This is a genomic window from Bradyrhizobium sp. Ce-3, from assembly GCF_022835695.1.
Classification (GTDB): domain Bacteria; phylum Pseudomonadota; class Alphaproteobacteria; order Rhizobiales; family Xanthobacteraceae; genus Bradyrhizobium.
In genome coordinates this window covers 297,817-314,807 of the sequence record NZ_BQUV01000007.1, presented here as the reverse complement: position 1 = coordinate 314,807, position 16,991 = coordinate 297,817, and the positions used below count along the sequence as shown (strand labels likewise).

The following is a 16,991-nucleotide window of genomic DNA, read 5'->3' as shown; positions in this document are numbered from 1 at the left end:
ACAGGCCGCCAAATCTCCGCTTCGGGTCAGCAGGCCCGATTCCATGGGCTTTTCGCCCTGATTGGCAGGCACTTTCCAGTTTCCCGACGTTTCGGCGATTGACCGCCAGCGGCCAAACAGCGCGCCCGCGACCCGTGCGCCGCTCTCGCATACGACGTTTGTGAGCGTTTACTCAACAGCGCTGATGTCGTGCTGCGGAGGTTTGCGGTCGTCCGCGGGCGGCATCATTGCCGATTTGTTAACTTGGCGCGGGGGTGAACCGGTGCCGCAGCCGGACTGACACAATCTTTCAAACGTCAGTCTTTTCAGGCCTCAACGTTGCGTCCAGTCCTTGCGGGCAGGACCCTCTCTCCTATATCAGGCTCACCGTCGCAATATCGCGAGTATGTGAACGCTGGGGGTTCGGTACGGAGCGCCGTCAGGGCCCAACCAACCTGCCGTAGCAAAGAGGATATCAAAACCATGGGTAAGGTCATTGGGATCGACCTCGGCACCACGAATTCGTGCGTCGCCGTAATGGATGGCAAAAACGCCAAGGTGATCGAGAATGCCGAGGGCATGCGAACGACGCCGTCGATCGTTGCTTTCACAGACGATGGCGAGCGCCTCGTCGGCCAGCCGGCGAAGCGCCAGGCGGTGACCAATCCCGAGCGTACGTTCTTTGCGGTGAAGCGCCTGATCGGCCGCCGCTATGACGACCCGATGGTCGAGAAGGACAAGAAGCTCGTCCCCTACAAGATCGTCAAGGCATCGAACGGCGACGCCTGGGTCGAAGCCGACGGCAAGACCTATTCGCCCTCGCAGGTCTCGGCCTTCATCCTGCAGAAGATGAAGGAGACCGCTGAGGCGCATCTCGGCCAGAAGGTCGATCAGGCCGTCATCACCGTCCCCGCTTATTTCAACGACGCGCAGCGTCAGGCCACCAAGGACGCCGGCAAGATCGCCGGCCTCGAAGTGCTGCGCATCATCAACGAGCCGACCGCTGCCGCGCTCGCCTACGGTCTCGACAAGACGAAGGCCGGCACGATCGCCGTGTACGATCTCGGCGGCGGCACCTTCGACGTCTCGATCCTGGAGATCGGCGATGGCGTGTTCGAGGTGAAGTCGACCAATGGCGACACTTTCCTCGGCGGTGAAGATTTCGACATGCGCCTGGTCGGTTATCTCGCCGACGAATTCCAGAAGGAGCAGGGCATCAACCTGCGCAACGACAAGCTCGCTTTGCAGCGCCTGAAGGAAGCTGCGGAGAAGGCCAAGATCGAGCTGTCGTCGACCACGCAGACCGAAATCAACCTGCCGTTCATCACGGCTGACCAGACCGGTCCGAAGCATCTGACGATGAAGCTGACCCGCGCCAAGTTCGAGGCGCTGGTGGCCGACCTCGTCGAGAAGACCATCGAGCCGTGCCGCAAGGCGCTGAAGGATGCCGGCCTGACCGCCGGTGAGATCGGCGAAGTGGTGCTGGTCGGCGGCATGACCCGCATGCCGAAGATCCAGGAAGTCGTGAAGCAGTTCTTCGGCAAGGAGCCGCACAAGGGCGTCAATCCCGACGAGGTCGTCGCGATCGGTGCTGCGATCCAGGCCGGCGTGCTGCAGGGCGACGTCAAGGACGTGCTGCTGCTCGACGTGACCCCGCTGTCGCTGGGCATCGAGACGCTGGGCGGCGTGTTCACCCGCATCATCGACCGCAACACCACGATCCCGACCAAGAAGAGCCAGGTGTTCTCGACCGCCGAAGACAATCAGGGCGCCGTGACCATCCGCGTCTTCCAGGGCGAGCGTGAAATGGCGGCCGACAACAAGATGCTCGGCCAGTTCGACCTGATGGGCATTCCGCCGGCTCCGCGCGGCATGCCGCAGATCGAGGTGACCTTCGACATCGACGCCAACGGCATCGTCAACGTCTCGGCCAAGGACAAGGCGACCGGCAAGGAACAGCAGATCCGGATCCAGGCATCCGGCGGTCTGTCCGAGGCCGACATCGACAAGATGGTCAAGGACGCCGAGGCCAACGCGGCCGACGACAAGAAGCGCCGCGAGGCGGTCGACGCCAAGAACCATGCCGACGGCCTGGTGCATTCGACCGAGAAGGCGCTGGCCGAACACGGCTCGAAGATCCCGGAGACCGATCGCCGGGCGATCGAGGATGCCGTCAGCGACCTCAAGGAAGCGCTGAAGGGCGACGACGCCGAGGCGATCAAGGCCAAGACCAACACGCTGGCGCAGGCTTCGATGAAGCTCGGCGAGGCCATGTACAAGCAGCAGGCCGAGGCCGATGCGGCCAAGGACGCTGCGAAGGATGACGTTGTCGACGCGGAGTTCACCGAGGTCGACGACGACAAGAACAACAAGAAGTCTGCCTAAGCGGGCTTGCGATCATGACCCTCACACCAATGAGCACGCCAGGCGTCTCGGAGGAGTGGGGGTCATTTTTCTTTAAGGCGATCGCTGCATCTTCCAGACAGGCGCAATCCTTGACGCGATTCTTTGCGCAATGCTTGGCGCAATCCTTGGCGATCGCGACGAACTTCGGACGGAATTGAAGGATGTCCACCAAGCGCTGCTATTACGAGACCCTCGAGGTCGAGCGGAACGCGGACGAGACCAAGCTGAAATCGGCTTTCCGCAAGCTCGCGATGAAATGGCATCCCGACAAGAATCCGGGCGACGCCAGCAGCGAGGTCCGGTTCAAGGAAATCAACGAAGCCTATGAGGTGTTGAAGGACGGCGACAAGCGCGCCGCCTACGACCGCTTCGGCCATGCCGCCTTCGAGCAGGGCATGGGCGGCGGCGGCCCCGGCTTCGGCGCCGGCTTCGCCTCTTCCTTCTCCGACATCTTCGAGGATCTGTTCGGCATGGCCGGGCAGCGCCGCGGCGGCGGCGGCCGCGAACGCGGTGCCGACCTGCGCTACAACATGGAAATCACGCTCGAGGAGGCCTTCCAGGGCAAGACCGCGCAGATCGAGATCCCGGTCTCGGTGACCTGCGAATCCTGCTCCGGCACCGGCGCCAAGGCCGGCACCAAGCCGAAGGCCTGCCCGCATTGCGGCGGCGCCGGCCGTATCCGGCAGGCCCAGGGCTTCTTCACGCTGGAGCGGACCTGCCCCGGTTGCCAGGGCCGTGGCCAGATGATCGAGGACGCCTGCACCTCCTGCGCCGGTTCCGGCCGGGTGACGCGCGAGCGCACGCTGTCGGTCAACATTCCCCCGGGCGTCGAGGACGGCACCCGCATTCGTCTTGCCGGCGAAGGCGAGGCCGGTGTCCGCGGCGGACCGCCCGGCGACCTCTACATCTTCCTGTCGCTGACGACGCATCAGTTCTTCCAGCGCGACGGCGCCGACTTGCATTGTCGCGTGCCGATCTCGATGGTGACCGCAGCCCTCGGCGGCGAATTCGAGGTGCCGACCATCGACAAGGGCAAGACCAAGGTAAAGGTGCCCGCCGGCACCCAGTCCAGCCGGCGATTCCGCATCGCATCAAAGGGTATGCCGGTGCTCCGCTCGCGCCAGACCGGCGACATGTATGTCCAGGTCGTGGTCGAAACGCCGCAGAATCTGACCAAGAAACAGCAAGAACTGCTGATGGAGTTCGAAAAGCTGTCGTCCGGCGCAACCCAGCCGGAGGCGGCGGGTTTCTTCTCTAAGGTCAAGGACTTCTTCGGAAGCCGCTCCGTCTAGCCGCAGTCGTTATGCTTGACCGTAACGACTTCGATCTATACGTGTTTGTGACTGTTTTCTGACAACCGCTCGATTGTGCGCGGTCCCGCCTGGTAGCGACATGCCTCTGCAATCGTCCGTGCGTGCGTCGAAGAAGCCCCTCCGTCTCGACGACGAGGTTCGTTTTCTCCGTTCATGGATAGAGAAGCCGCTGCATATGGGCGCGGTGATGCCGTCCGGACGGCTGCTTGCGCGCACCATGGCGCAATATGTCGATCCCGAAGCCGACGGCCCGGTGGTCGAGCTTGGGCCCGGCACCGGCGCGATCACCAACGCGCTGATCGAGCACGGCGTCGATCAGAAGCGTCTCGTCCTGGTCGAATACAATCCCGGCTTCTGTGCGCTGCTGCGCGAACGCTATCCGCAGGCCAAGGTGGTCCAGGGCGATGCCTACAGGCTGCGCGATACGCTGTGGGACGTCATGAAGACGCCGGCCTCGGCGGTGGTCTCCGGCCTGCCGCTGGTCACCAAGCCGATGCTGACCCGCCTGAAGCTGATCCGCGACGCCTTCCTGGCACTGGCGCCCGGCGCGCCCTTCGTTCAGTTCACCTATTCGGTGGCGCCTCCAATTCCGAAGTCGCTGCCCGGCGTGTCCACAGAAGCGTCCGAGCGGATCTGGATGAACCTTCCGCCCGCGCGGGTCTGGGTGTATCGCAAGGGCTGATCATCGCCCTGCGTCATCGCGCCGGGCACGCGCCCTAACCGCGATTTCGAAATGTCAGCGCTGAAAATCCTCGTGATCCCCGGATCGCTTCGATCGGGCTCGCTCAACGCGAAGCTGGCCGTCGTGCTCGCGCATGAGCTCGCGCAGCTGGGCGCCGACGTCACCCGGATCTCGCTCGGCGATTTTCCGCTGCCGATCTACGACGGCGACCTGCAGGCGAAATCGGGCGTGCCGCAGCACGCGGTCAATCTGAAGCGGATGATCGGCGCCCATCACGGCGTGCTGATCGTGACGCCGGAATACAATTCCTCGGTGCCGGCGCTGGTGAAGAACACCATCGACTGGGTCAGCCGCGTGCAGGATCCGCACGAGACCCGCGGCCAGGTGTTCCGCGGCCGTGCCTTCGCAATGGCTGCGGCATCCGGCAATCGGCTCGGCGGCACCCGCGCGCTGGCGGCGTTGCGTCTGATCCTGTCGGCATGCCACGCCGCCGTGATCCCGAACCAGCTCGCGCTGTCATTTGCCGAGCAGGCCTATGACGATATGGATCGCCTGAAACACCAGGCCGACATCGACACGATGCGGGCGCTGGTGCGGCAGCTGATCGACCATTCCCAACGCATGATGTGAGGTGACATGCAGCCAGCCAGGATCGCTCCGAGAGACCGCTTGATCGTGGGGCTTGATCTGCCATCCGTGGCCGCCGCGGAGGCGATGATCGACAGGCTCGGCGACAGCGTGACCTTCTACAAGATCGGCTATCAGCTGGCCTATGCCGGCGGCCTGCCGCTCGCAAAACAGCTGGCAAGCACAGGCAAGAAGGTCTTCCTCGATCTCAAGCTGCACGACATCGGCAACACGGTTGCGCGCGGCGTCGAGAGTGTCGCGAGCCTTGGCGCGACCTTCCTCACCGTGCATGCCTATCCGCAGACCATGAAGGCTGCGGTCGAGGCGCGTGCCGGCTCCGGCCTGAAGATCCTCGCGGTCACCGTCCTGACCTCCTACGACGACAGCGACCTTCATGCCGCGGGTTATCGTCTCAACGTCTCCGATCTCGTCGAAGCGCGGGCGCGGCAGGCGCAGGCGCTCGGTGTCGACGGCATTGTGAGTTCGCCCGAAGAGGCTTCCTCGTTGCGCAAGATCGTTGGCGACCAGGTGAACCTGGTGACACCGGGCATTCGCCCTGCGGGCTCCGACACCGGCGACCAGAAGCGCATCATGACTCCGGCCGATGCGATCGCGGCCGGCGCCGACTATCTGGTGGTGGCACGGCCGGTCGTGGCCGCCGCCGATCCGAAGGCCGCAGCCGAAGCCATTCACGCCGAGATCGCCCAGGCGCTCGCCTGAATCGACAACAAGGGAGAACAGAGATGGCGAAGGGATACTGGATTGGACGCGTCGACGTTCACAATGAGGAGGGCTACAAGCCCTACATGGCGGCCAACCCGGCGATCTTCCAGAAATTCGGCGGCAAGTTCATCGTGCGCGGCGGCAAGTTCACCGGCGTGGAGGGCCAGAGCCGATCGCGCAATGTCGTGATCGAATTCCCCGATTATGCGACCGCGCTCGCCTGCTACCAATCGCCGGAATACCAGGCCAACATCAAGGTGCGGCAGCCGCACTCGATCGCCGACCTCATCATCATCGAGGGGCATGAAAGCCCGTAGCCCGCACGGGCAGGCTCGGTCGCCGGAACGGCCGGCGACGACCGCCGTTCAGGCATAATCCCCGCGCAAACGCGCTTCGCGTTTGTCGCGAGGGAAAACCGGTTTCCACTTTGCCGGATCATGCTTTATACGGCGGGGAGAGGTGAGCCATGGCTGACATGCGTCTGATTGTTGCGGGAGCCGGCGGCCGGATGGGCCGCACGCTGACGCGGGTGATTTCAGAAACCCCGGGGGCGGTGCTGGCCGGCGCGCTGGAAGCGCCGGGCTCGGAACTGCTCGGCAAGGATGCCGGCGTGCTCGCCGGCCTTCCCGCCAACGACGTCAAGCTGTCGGCCGATCTGTGGTCGATGTCGGCGGCCGCCGACGGCATCCTGGATTTCACCGTGCCGGCTGCGACCATCGCCAATGTCGCGATCGCGGCCGAGCGCGGCCTGGTCCACGTCATCGGCACCACCGGCCTGTCGCAGTCCGACGATGCGGTGATCCGCAGCGTCACCAACCGCGCCATCGTGGTGAAGTCGGGCAATATGAGCCTCGGCGTCAATCTGCTCGCCGCGCTGGTCAAGCGCGTCGCGCAGTCGCTCGACCAGAGCTTCGACATCGAAATTCTCGAGATGCACCACAAGTCGAAGATCGATGCACCGTCGGGCACCGCCTTGATGCTGGGCGAGGCCGCGGCCGCCGGACGCAAGATCGCGCTCGAGCAGCACTCGGCGCGCGGCCGCGACGGTCTCACCGGCGCGCGGCGTGCCGGCGACATCGGCTTTGCCTCGCTGCGCGGCGGCACCGCGGCCGGCGATCACAGCGTGATCTTCGCCGGTCCCTCCGAGCGCATCACGCTGTCGCATCATGCCGAGGATCGCGCGCTGTTCGCGCAGGGCGCGCTGAAGGCGGCGCTGTGGGCGCACGGCAAGAAGCCCGGCATGTATTCGATGACCGACGTTCTCGGATTGAGCGACTGAACCGCCCGACCAGACAAAATCCAGCCAAGCGAAAACGGAATCTGAAATGAGTGATCGTCTTCTTGTGCTCGTTCGTCACGGTCAGAGCGACTGGAATCTGAAGAACCTGTTCACCGGGTGGAAGGACCCCGATCTCACCGAACAGGGCGTCGCGGAAGCCAAGGACGCCGGCCGCAAGCTGAAGGCGCAGGGCCTGTCGTTCGATGTTGCCTTCACCTCCGACCTCACCCGCGCGCAGCACACGCTGAAGCTGATGCTGGAGCAGATCGGGCAGACCGGATTGCCGACCACGAGGAATCTCGCGCTCAACGAGCGCGACTACGGCGATCTCTCGGGCCTCAACAAGGACGACGCGCGCAAGAAGTGGGGCGAGGACCAGGTCCTGATCTGGCGCCGCTCCTACGACGTGCCGCCGCCCGGCGGCGAAAGCCTGAAGGACACGCTGGCGCGCACGCTGCCCTATTACGTGCAGGAGATCCTGCCCGGCGTGCTGCGCGGCCAGCGCACGCTGATCGCCGCGCACGGCAATTCGCTGCGCGCGCTGATCATGGTGCTGGAGAAGCTGACGCCGGAGCAGATCCTCAAGCGCGAACTCGGCACCGGCGCGCCGGTGGTCTATCGCCTCAACGCCGATTCCACCGTGGCGTCGAAGGTCGATCTGGCGGGGTAGGCGCGCTCCTCAGGGTGACGGTGAAAGAGCACGTCGGTTTAGTGCAAGCCGACCTGGCCGGCCTCCCAGCCCAGCATCGCCTGCTTGCGCGTGATGCCCCAGTGGTAGCCGGTCAGCGCGCCGCTCTTGCCGAGTGCGCGATGGCAGGGCACCACGAACGACACCGGGTTGCGGCCGACCGCGGCGCCGACGGCGCGCGAGGCCTTCGGGCTGTTGATCTTGCAGGCGATGTCGGAATAGCTCACCGCGCGGCCCATCGGGACCTTGAGCAGCGTTTCCCACACCCGCACCTCGAAGTCGGTGCCGATCAGGACCACGCGCAGCGGCTGGTCCGCCCGCCACAACCTGGTATCGAACACGCGCTGCGCCAGCGCGGTGGTGCCATTGGTGTCCTCGACATAGATCGCATTCGGCCAGCGCCGCTTCATGTCGGCGAATGCGGTCTGCTCGTCGCCCGGATCGGCGAAGGCAAGCCCCGCCAGTCCGCGGTCGGTCCCAATCACGATCGCGGTGCCGAACGGCGAGGGATGGAAGCCGTAGCGCAGCGTCATGCCGCCGCCGCCGGTCTTCCATTCGCCCGGCGACATCGCCTCGTGGGTGACGAACAGATCGTGCAGCCGCCCCGGGCCGGAGAGGCCGGAGTCGAGTGCCGCGTCGAGCACGCTGGCGGAATCGCGCAGCAGGTTCTTGGCGTGATCGAGCGTCAGCGCCTGCATGAAGGCCTTCGGGGTCAGCCCGGCCCAGCGGCGGAACAGATGGTGCAGTTCATCCGGCGTGACGGCGGCGGCATCGGCCATCGCTTCGATGGTCGGTTGCGTGCGCCAGTGCTCCGAGATGAACGCGATGGCGCGCCGCACCGAGTCATAGTCGCGCAGCGCGGCGCTCTGGAGGCCCGGCTTGGCCAGGCGCTGGTCGTGTATGGCGAGTGTCATCATGGTGTCTGATTTAGGAGCCATGGCGCATCCAAACCACCCGATTTCTGACAAGCTGGCCTAGTGAACGGGATTGTAGGTCGGGCCGCGTTTCGCGGCGTTCAAAGCCGCGGTCAAGGCCTTGGAAAAACTTGCCTTTTCATCCGGACCGAGGAAGCTGCCGACGCTGACCCGGCGGCCCCGCGACACCAGATAAAGCCGCTCGATGCCGAACTCCTCATGCGAGATCTGCTCGAACCGCACCCAGACCGGATTGAGCACCCATTCGGCGACATGGCCGCGGTGGCTGATCCGGCGCACCCGCAGTTGCGACGGCGTCACGGTGATCTCCTCGCTCGCTCGCGCGGTGCGGAAATTCACCTTGAAGGCCCAGTAGATCACCAGCACGTCGAGGCCGAAGAAGCCGAAGATCGGCCAGGCGCCGAGCCACCAGAACACCGCGCCGGCGACGAAGCTGACCACGGTGACGAACGACATCAGCACGATGAAGCCGGTGCGGTTCAGCGAACGGTGCGGCGTCAGCAGCGCCGAGAACAGCATCGGCTCCGCCTCGGGCGCATCGACGTCGAGGTCAGTGGCCCTGAGGTCCTGCCTGGGGTCGTCGCCCGGATCAAAGTCGTTGCCTGCGGTCATGACGTGTCAGTATATCCCGTTCATGGCCAAAATCATCCGCTCTCAACGCGCCAGCACCTCAAGTGTTCAGTCCGCGCCGAAGAAGAAGGCCGCGAAAGCGGCAAAGCCTGCGCCTAAACGCGCGGCAAAGAAGCCGGCGACAAAGGTCGTCAAGAAAACCGCCAAGAAAACCGCCAAGAAATCCGCAAAGCCGAAGCCGTGGACGGCGGAGGAGGTCTACGAGGCCTTCGATCGGTTCCGCAAGGCCAATCCGGAGCCGAAGGGCGAGCTCGAGCATCTCAACCCCTACACGCTGCTGGTCGCGGTGGTGCTGTCGGCGCAGGCGACCGACGCCGGCGTCAACAAGGCGACGCGGGCGCTGTTCGCCGCCGCCGACACGCCGGAGAAGATGCTTGAGCTCGGCGAAGACAAGGTGCGGGATTACATCAAGACCATCGGGCTCTATCGCAACAAGGCCAGGAACGTCATCGCGCTGTCCGAGAAGCTGATTGCCGAATTCGGCAGCGAGGTGCCGCGCACCCGCGCCGAAATCGAATCATTGCCCGGCGCCGGCCGCAAGACCGCGAATGTCGTGCTCAACATGGCGTTCGGCGAGCATACGATGGCCGTCGACACCCACGTCTTCCGCGTCGGCAACCGCACCGGCCTCGCGCCCGGCAAGACGCCGCTCGAGGTCGAGCTCGGACTGGAGAAGGTGATCCCGATCGAGTTCATGCTGCACGCCCATCACTGGCTGATCCTGCATGGCCGCTACACCTGCCTCGCGCGCGGACCGCGTTGCGACGTCTGTCTGATCAATGATCTTTGCCGGTGGCCGGAGAAGACCGTCTAAGCCATGATCGTCATCATGTGTTATGAGGCTCGTCCGGCGTCCGGTGCGTGACTGAGGAGTGTAGTGTGACAGAGCAGGTCCAAGACGGTGCCTCACGGGACACCCAGCCGGCTCTTGCTCCGGCGACAGCGCCGGTGACACCGAAATCTGCGACCAAGGGCTTCTGGCGCCGCTTTGCCATCCCACTGTTCGCGGTGCTCGTCGCACTCGCCTTCGTCGTTGTGGCGACCTCGCGCTGGAACGCATGGGTCGGCAGCGCCAAAATCCAGACGACGGATGATGCCTATGTCCGGGCCGAGCTCACCCAGCTTTCCAGCCGCGTTTCGGGCGAGGTGCTGACGGTCGCGGTCTCCGATTTCCAGCGCGTCAAGGCCGGTGATCTCCTGGTGCAGATCGATCCGGCCGACTACCAGGCGCAGGTGGCGCAGGCCGAGGCCGGCGTGGTCGGTGCGCAGGCCGCGCTCGATAACCTCAACAACCAGGTCGAGCTGCAATATGCGACCATCGCGCAGGCCGAGGCCTCGCGGCTGTCGGCGGAGGCGCAGCAGACCCTGGCACGTCAGGAGCAAGAGCGTCAGCAGTCGTTGTCGCAAACCGATGCCGGCACGCGGCAGCGGCTCGAGCAGGCCACCGCATCCTACGCCAAGTCGGAGGCCGACGTGCAGGCCAGCCGTGCGGTGATCGCCGCGCAGCGCCATCAGCTCGAGGTCCTGCAAGGCACCAAGAAGCAGCGTGCGGCCGACCTCGACGCCGCCAAGGCGCTGCTGGCATCGGCCAAGCTCAAGCTCGGCTACACCAGGATCGCCGCGCCGTTCGACGGCGTCACCGGCGAGCGTCAGGTGCAGCCCGGCGATTACGTCAACATCGGCACCAATCTGGTCAATGTCGTGCCGCTGCCCAACGTCTATGTGATCGCCAATTACAAGGAAACCCAGCTGACCAACGTCAAGCCGGGCCAGCCGGTCGAGGTCACCGTCGATACCTTCTCCGGTCAGAAGCTGCGCGGCACGGTCGAGCGCATTGCGCCGGCAAGCGGATCGCAATTCGCGCTGCTGCCGCCCGACAACGCCACCGGCAATTTCACCAAGGTGGTGCAGCGCATCCCGGTGCGGATCCAGTTCGACAAGGGCCAGCCGCTGCTCGAGCGCCTGCTGCCGGGCATGTCGGTGGTGACGCGGATCAACACCGGCGAGGCAGCCGCCAATGGCGGAGAGTGACGACCGTAACAGCGGTCCGGTCTCGCGCGGAGACGTCGCGCGCTATCCGCTGTTTGCCGTCGTCGCCGTGCTGCTCGGCGCGTTCCTGGCGAATTTCGACAGCCGCTTGACCACGGTCGGCCTGCCCGACCTGCGCGGTGCATTCTCGCTCAGCTTCGACGAGGGCGCCTGGCTCTCGACCGCTGCGATCGGTTCGCAGATCTTCATCGCGCCGGCGGTGGCCTGGCTTGCCACCGTGTTCGGTCTGCGCCGCGTGCTCGGGATTCCGAGCCTGGTCTATGCCGTGGTCTCGCTGACCATCCCGTTCGTGCGTGACTACACCACGCTGATCGCGCTCAGCATCGCGCACGGCATGCTGCTCGGCACCTTCGTGCCGGCAACGCTGATGATCATCCTGCGCAATTTGCCGATCCGCTGGTGGGTGCCGGCGATCGCGATGTATTCGATCCGCGTCGGCTTCGCGCTGGATTCGTCGAGCTCGCTGGTCGGCTTCTATGTCGAGCACCTCGGCTGGCAGTGGCTGTATTGGCAAGGTGTCGTGATCGCGCCGCTGATGGGGTTGATGGTGTATCTCGGCACGCCGAAGGAGCCGGTCAATCGTGACCTGCTGCATCATGCCGATTGGGGCGGCATGCTGCTGCTCGGCGCCGGCGTGGCGATGGTCTATGCAGGGCTCGATCAGGGCAACCGGCTGGACTGGCTGTCGTCGGGCACCGTGATGGCGCTCCTGATCGGCGGCGGACTGCTGATCATGGCCTTCATGATCAACGAGATGGTCGCGCCGCGGCCCTGGGCGCATTTCAACGTGCTGTTCTCGCGCAATATCGGCCTCTCGCTGGTCGTCATCCTGCTCTACACGCTGACCAGCCTGTCGAATTCGTCGCTGGTGCCGAATTTCCTCGGCAGCGTCGCCGCGCTGCGGCCGGAACAGTCGGGCGTGCTGCTGTTCACCTACGGCGCGCTGCCGATGTTCGTGCTGGTGCCGGTCTCGATCCTGCTGCTCCGCCACCTCGATCCGCGTATCGTCGTGGTGCTCGGGTTCTCGGCATTCGCGGCGGCCAATCTCTGGGGCACGCAGCTGAGCCATGTCTGGGCGCGGGGGGATTTCACCGGCATCGTCCTGCTGACGTCGATCGGGCAGGCGTTCACGCTGCTGCCGATCATCATCATGGCGCTGTCCAACTCCGACCCGTCGCGGGCGACCGCGTTCGCGGCCTATATCCAGATCATGCGGCTCGGCGGCGCCGAGATCGGCATCGCCCTGATGGGGACATGGCTGCGCGTCCGCGAGCAGATCCATTCGAACTATCTCGGCCAGCACGTCCAGAACGGTGATGTCGACGTCGTCAACCTGCTGAAGCGGCTGGCCGGTGAATTCTCCGGCCACGGCATCGGTGCGGCGGCGGGGCGTGCCGTCGGCACGCTCGCGGCGCTGGTGCAGCGCGAGGCCAACACGCTCGCCTATATCGACGGCTTCTGGCTGTGCTTCTGGCTCGCGATCCTGGCGCTGTTCCTGGTCGCCCTGATCACCCGCGCACCGCAGGGTCCGCTGTCGCCGGCACCGCTTGGCCTGGTGAAAAACCTGCTGCGCAGATTGGGCGTTGTCGTTTCCTGACCTGCGCAAGCGCGGCGCGGATATCGCCGGCGGGGTCAATTAATAGTGAATGCGGCGCTCCAGCTATCTCGCGGGCGTCTGAAATATTTTGCTCATCGCGCGGTTCCACAAGCGGGGGAACTGGAGCCACGATGATCGAAACCAAACAGACGGCCGCGCTTGTTTCCATGGCGACGGCGGTTCCACCGCATCTATTCCATCAGGGACAAGTCCTGCAGGCCGCGCGCGACCTCCTCGCCGAGCGCTATCCCGAATTCGCGACGCTCTCGAGCCTGTTCGCCAACACCGGCATCCAGCATCGCTACGGCGTCAAGCCGATCGAATGGTATCTCGAGCGCCGCGGCTGGCCCGAGCGCACGCAGGCCTTCCTGGAAGGCGCCGAGGCGCTGTTCGTCGACGCTGCCCGCAAGGCGATTGCTCGCGCCGACCTGAGCGGCAGTGACATCGACATCGTGGTCACGGTGTGCTCGACGGGCATCGCGACGCCGACGCTGGAGGCGCGCGTCGCTGGCAAGCTCGGCCTGCGCAGCGATGTGTCGCGCGTGCCGGTGTTTGGCCTCGGCTGCGCGGGCGGCGTATCGGCCTGTCGATCGCGGCGCGGCTGGCGCAGGCGCAGCCCGGTGCGAATGTCCTGTTGGTCGCGCTCGAGCTCTGCACGCTTGCGGTTCGCCACGACGAGCTCACCAAGGCGAACATCGTGGCCGCCAGCCTGTTCGGCGATGGCGCCGCCGCGATCGTGCTGCGCGCCGGCGACGGCGGCGCGACGCGGATCGAGACCGCGGGCGAGAAGCTCTGGCCGGATACGCTCGACATCATGGGCTGGACCGTCGATCCGGAAGGATTCGGTGTCGTGTTTCAGCGCACCATTCCGGATTTCGTCCGCGACCATGTCGGGCCGGCGGTTGCCGAGATCCTGGCACGGATGCAGCTGACGGCCGATGACATCGACCGCTTCATCTGCCATCCCGGCGGCGCCAAGGTCATCGCCGCGCTGGAGCGGGCACTGGCGCTCGATCAGGGCACGCTCGATCACGAACGCGACGTCATCGCGGCGTGCGGCAACATGTCGGCCCCAACGGTTCTGTTCGTGCTCGAGCGCGCCCGCGCCAAAGGCTTGCCGCCGCGCTCGCTGCTCACCGCGCTCGGGCCCGGCTTCACGCTTAGCTGCGTTGCGCTGAGGCATGCTGCGTGAGCCTCGCCGCGATCATCCTTGCGCTGGTCACCTTGCAGCGCCTCGGCGAGCTCGTGCTGTCACGCCGCAACACGACGCGGCTGCTGGCGCGAGGCGCGATCGAGGTCGGCGCCAGCCACTACCTGCTCATCGTGCTGGTTCATGCCGGCTGGCTGGCCGCGCTGTGGATCTGGGGCCGCAACCAGGACGTCAACCTGACGATACTCGCGGCCTTTCTGGCGCTGCAGGGCCTGCGGCTGTGGATCCTTGCCGCGCTCGGACCGCGATGGACCACGCGGATCATCGTGTTGCCGGGCGCGCCGCTGGTCGCATCCGGCCCGTACCGGTTTTTCCCGCATCCGAACTATGCCGTCGTCGTCGGTGAAATCGCGCTGCTGCCGCTCGCGCTGCATCTGCCGGTATTGGCGCTGATCTTCACCGTGCTCAATCTCGCGGTGCTTGTGATCCGGATTCGGGCCGAGAGCCGTGCGCTTTCGGTTGCCGGCCGGCTACGCACGAGCGCGCCGTGAGCGACCGGGCGGATCATCCAGCCGACGGCCCATCGGCCGCGACCTGGGCCGGTTTCCTCCTGATGTGCTTCGGCATGTTCATGGCGATCCTCGATATCCAGGTGGTCGCGACGTCGTTGCCGACGATCCAGCGCGCGCTGGCGATCTCGCCTTCGGCGATGAGCTGGATCCAGACCGCCTATCTGATCGCGGAAGTGATCGCGATCCCGCTGACTGGATTGTTCACCCATGCGCTGTCATTGCGATGGCTGTTCGCGATCGCCGTGAGCCTGTTTACCATCGCGTCGATCGGCTGTGCGCTCAGCGGTGGCTTTGCCGTGCTGCTGGCCTTTCGCGTGCTGCAGGGATTTTCCGGCGGGGTCCTGATCCCTGCGGTGTTCTCCGCCGTGTTCATGCTGTTCCCGGCGCGGCTCCATGCCGTAGCGACCACGATCGGTGGCGTCGTCGCGGTGCTCGCACCGACCGTCGGACCTGTCGTCGGCGGCTGGATCACCCAGACCTGGTCCTGGCCCTGGCTGTTCCTGATCAACGTGATTCCCGGAGTGATCGCGGCCTCCGTCACGCCGTTGCTGCTCCCGAGGCAGGGCGTCGAGCTCCGCGCGTTCGCCAGACTGGACAGATGGTCGCTGGTGCTGCTTGCTGCGGTGCTCGCAAGCCTCATGGTCGGTCTGAAGGAAGCGCCGCAGCGCGGCTGGGTCTCGATGCCTTGCCTGAGCTTGTTGAGCGGAAGCATTGCCGGGATGCTGCTGCTGATCCGGCGCACGCTCCGGGCGGCGTATCCGATCGCGCGATTGGCGCTGTTCAGGCGGCGCTCCTTCGCGATCGGTTGCGCCCTGAGCTTTTGCCTCGGCATCGGCCTGTACGGATCGACCTATCTGATGCCGGTCTTCCTCGGCTTCGTGCGCCGCCACGATGCCTTCGAGATCGGCACCATCATGCTGGCCACGGGAGTTGCGCAGCTGATCGCAGCTCCCTTGGCGGCAATCCTCGAAAGCCGCGTCGGCGCGCCTTCGTTGACTGGCGCGGGCTTCGCCTTGTTCGCGCTCGGTCTCGGCTTGAGCGCGTTTCAGCCGCGCACCGCGGATTTCGCCGAGATGTTCTGGCCGCAGGTCTTGCGCGGCGTTGCGATCATGTTTTGCCTGCTGCCGCCGACGCGCATTGCGCTCGGCGCCCTGCCGGAGGCCGAGGTTGCCGACGCCAGCGGGCTGTTCAACCTGATGCGCAATCTGGGTGGCGCGATCGGGATCGCCTTGATCGACACCATCCTCTACGGGCGAAGCCCGATCTACGGCGAGGATTTTCGGGCGCGCCTGCTGGCAGGTGATATCACCGCGGCGCAGGCGATCGGGCTCGATCCGATGCTGCTGATCAACCGCCCGCCGGGTCCGCCGGACGAGGCCACGGTGGCGTTCATCCGGCCATTGGTCGAACGGGCATCGCTCGCGCTCAGCGTCAACGAGGCTTGGGCGATGCTCGCCTGCGTGGCGATCGCCGGACTTCTGCTGGTGCCATTCGCGCGCGAGCGGGTGCCCGTATCGCTGCAGGTGCCCCCAGACCCGGCCTAGACGGATCGGACGTTGCCGCGCCGCGCCGGCTCGACCAGTTCGCGCCGCGGGCCCGACAGCCGCTTGTACATGTGCACCATGAAGGCCATGCCGAACAACGGCGTTGCCAGGTTGACGATCGGGATCGAGACGAAGGCCGCGATGAACAGGCCGGCGGTGAACACGGTCGCCGCATTCTCCTTGCGCATCGCCTTGGCGTCATCAGGCGAGCGGAACCGCATCGCCGCGAGCTCGAAATATTCGCGGCCGAGCAGCCACGCCGTCGCGATGAAGAAGATGATGAAGCCTGCGCCTGCGAACAGCACAAACGGCAGCGCGACCAGATAGACCAGGATCGTCAGCAGCGCCGTCTTGACGCCCTCGATCGTCGCGAGCGTGACCGGCAGCGCCGTGCCGGGATGGTCGGCGGGATAGTGCTCGCGCTCGACATGGTCGGCGACGTCATCGACGAACAGGCTCGCCACCAGCGAGGTGATCGCGGGCATCAGGAAGATGCCGCCGAGCACGACGCCGAGGCCGGCCGAGATCGAGATGATCCAGGACAGCACGTGCAGGGTGGAATGGAAGTTGGGGCCGAGCATGCCTTCGGCCCAGACCTCGCCGGTGTCGGCAAACCAGCTCAGCAGCCGCTGCAAACCGATTGCCAGCACGGTGATCAGCACCAGCGCGAGCCCGATCGAGCGCCACAGGATGGTGCGCATCGGCGGCGACAGGATTTGCGAAAGCGCCTTGACGGCGGCGTCGAACATGACCGGGGTACCTCTAGCAAATGACGAGCGAGAGGTAGCGACCCAATATGGCTTCGGCAAGTGCCGCT

At 65.5% G+C, this 16,991-nt stretch carries 16 protein-coding genes and 1 pseudogene; 14 read left to right on the top strand and 3 right to left on the bottom strand.

Annotated features, from left to right (window positions below; all coding sequences use genetic code 11):
* Positions 1-462 precede the first annotated feature (462 nt).
* The 8 genes from dnaK to BRSPCE3_RS24890 all read left to right on the top strand — a co-directional run bounded on the left by dnaK (position 463) and on the right by BRSPCE3_RS24890 (position 7,679).
* Positions 463-2,364 (top strand): molecular chaperone DnaK, encoded by a 1,902-nt coding sequence (dnaK, locus tag BRSPCE3_RS24925; RefSeq protein WP_244068937.1) that lies wholly within the window; start codon positions 463-465, stop codon positions 2,362-2,364.
* 182 nt (positions 2,365-2,546) lie between these two features.
* Positions 2,547-3,677, top strand: a complete 1,131-nt coding sequence (gene dnaJ, locus BRSPCE3_RS24920) for a molecular chaperone DnaJ (RefSeq protein ID WP_244068936.1) — start codon at positions 2,547-2,549, stop codon at positions 3,675-3,677.
* A 100-nt stretch (positions 3,678-3,777) separates the two neighbouring features.
* Positions 3,778-4,380 carry a class I SAM-dependent methyltransferase gene (locus BRSPCE3_RS24915; protein WP_244068935.1) on the top strand — a complete coding sequence of 201 codons (603 nt, stop codon included), beginning with the start codon at positions 3,778-3,780 and terminating at the stop codon, positions 4,378-4,380.
* Positions 4,381-4,431: 51 nt separating this feature from the next.
* Positions 4,432-5,010, top strand: a complete 579-nt coding sequence (locus BRSPCE3_RS24910; RefSeq protein ID WP_244068934.1) for an NADPH-dependent FMN reductase — start codon at positions 4,432-4,434, stop codon at positions 5,008-5,010.
* A 6-nt stretch (positions 5,011-5,016) separates the two neighbouring features.
* Positions 5,017-5,727: an orotidine-5'-phosphate decarboxylase gene (gene pyrF, locus BRSPCE3_RS24905; protein WP_244068933.1), complete on the top strand. Its 711-nt coding sequence runs from the start codon at positions 5,017-5,019 to the stop codon at positions 5,725-5,727.
* A gap of 23 nt (positions 5,728-5,750) precedes the next feature.
* The gene (locus tag BRSPCE3_RS24900) at positions 5,751-6,047 is read left to right on the top strand and encodes a DUF1330 domain-containing protein (protein ID WP_244068932.1); all 297 of its coding nucleotides are present in this window, start codon (positions 5,751-5,753) and stop codon (positions 6,045-6,047) included.
* 149 nt (positions 6,048-6,196) lie between these two features.
* Positions 6,197-7,009: a 4-hydroxy-tetrahydrodipicolinate reductase gene (dapB, locus tag BRSPCE3_RS24895; RefSeq protein WP_244068931.1), complete on the top strand. Its 813-nt coding sequence runs from the start codon at positions 6,197-6,199 to the stop codon at positions 7,007-7,009.
* 46 nt (positions 7,010-7,055) lie between these two features.
* Positions 7,056-7,679 (top strand): 2,3-bisphosphoglycerate-dependent phosphoglycerate mutase, encoded by a 624-nt coding sequence (locus tag BRSPCE3_RS24890; RefSeq protein WP_244068930.1) that lies wholly within the window; start codon positions 7,056-7,058, stop codon positions 7,677-7,679.
* A 38-nt stretch (positions 7,680-7,717) separates the two neighbouring features.
* Here BRSPCE3_RS24890 and BRSPCE3_RS24885 read toward each other — a convergent pair whose 3' ends face one another.
* Both BRSPCE3_RS24885 and BRSPCE3_RS24880 read right to left on the bottom strand, forming a co-directional pair.
* Positions 7,718-8,614 (bottom strand): bifunctional helix-turn-helix domain-containing protein/methylated-DNA--[protein]-cysteine S-methyltransferase, encoded by an 897-nt coding sequence (locus BRSPCE3_RS24885; protein ID WP_244069054.1) that lies wholly within the window; start codon positions 8,612-8,614, stop codon positions 7,718-7,720.
* 57 nt (positions 8,615-8,671) lie between these two features.
* Positions 8,672-9,244, bottom strand: coding sequence for a DUF2244 domain-containing protein (locus BRSPCE3_RS24880; RefSeq protein WP_375709957.1), 573 nt, complete (start codon positions 9,242-9,244; stop codon positions 8,672-8,674).
* 22 nt (positions 9,245-9,266) lie between these two features.
* On the opposite strand from BRSPCE3_RS24880, the gene nth reads away from it, so the two are divergent.
* From nth to BRSPCE3_RS24850, 6 genes and pseudogenes are all read left to right on the top strand, one after another.
* Entirely contained in the window at positions 9,267-10,076 is an 810-nt protein-coding gene (gene nth / locus BRSPCE3_RS24875) for an endonuclease III (RefSeq protein WP_244068929.1), read from the top strand.
* Between the two features lie 65 nt (positions 10,077-10,141).
* Positions 10,142-11,293: an HlyD family secretion protein gene (locus BRSPCE3_RS24870; protein WP_375709956.1), complete on the top strand. Its 1,152-nt coding sequence runs from the start codon at positions 10,142-10,144 to the stop codon at positions 11,291-11,293.
* Positions 11,280-12,908 carry an MFS transporter gene (locus BRSPCE3_RS24865; protein WP_244068928.1) on the top strand — a complete coding sequence of 543 codons (1,629 nt, stop codon included), beginning with the start codon at positions 11,280-11,282 and terminating at the stop codon, positions 12,906-12,908. The genes BRSPCE3_RS24870 and BRSPCE3_RS24865 overlap by 14 nt, the downstream gene beginning before the upstream one ends.
* Before the next feature lie 131 nt (positions 12,909-13,039).
* Positions 13,040-14,100, top strand: a pseudogene (locus BRSPCE3_RS24860) (type III polyketide synthase).
* Positions 14,097-14,609: an isoprenylcysteine carboxyl methyltransferase family protein gene (locus BRSPCE3_RS24855; protein ID WP_244068927.1), complete on the top strand. Its 513-nt coding sequence runs from the start codon at positions 14,097-14,099 to the stop codon at positions 14,607-14,609. Before BRSPCE3_RS24860 ends, BRSPCE3_RS24855 begins: the two are co-directional and overlap by 4 nt.
* A gap of 62 nt (positions 14,610-14,671) precedes the next feature.
* Positions 14,672-16,174: a DHA2 family efflux MFS transporter permease subunit gene (locus tag BRSPCE3_RS24850; protein WP_244069051.1), complete on the top strand. Its 1,503-nt coding sequence runs from the start codon at positions 14,672-14,674 to the stop codon at positions 16,172-16,174.
* Here BRSPCE3_RS24850 and BRSPCE3_RS24845 read toward each other — a convergent pair.
* Entirely contained in the window at positions 16,171-16,923 is a 753-nt protein-coding gene (locus tag BRSPCE3_RS24845) for a sulfate transporter family protein (RefSeq protein WP_244068926.1), read from the bottom strand. The two genes, BRSPCE3_RS24850 and BRSPCE3_RS24845, sit on opposite strands and share 4 nt — an antisense overlap.
* Between the last annotated feature and the right edge of the window lie 68 nt (positions 16,924-16,991).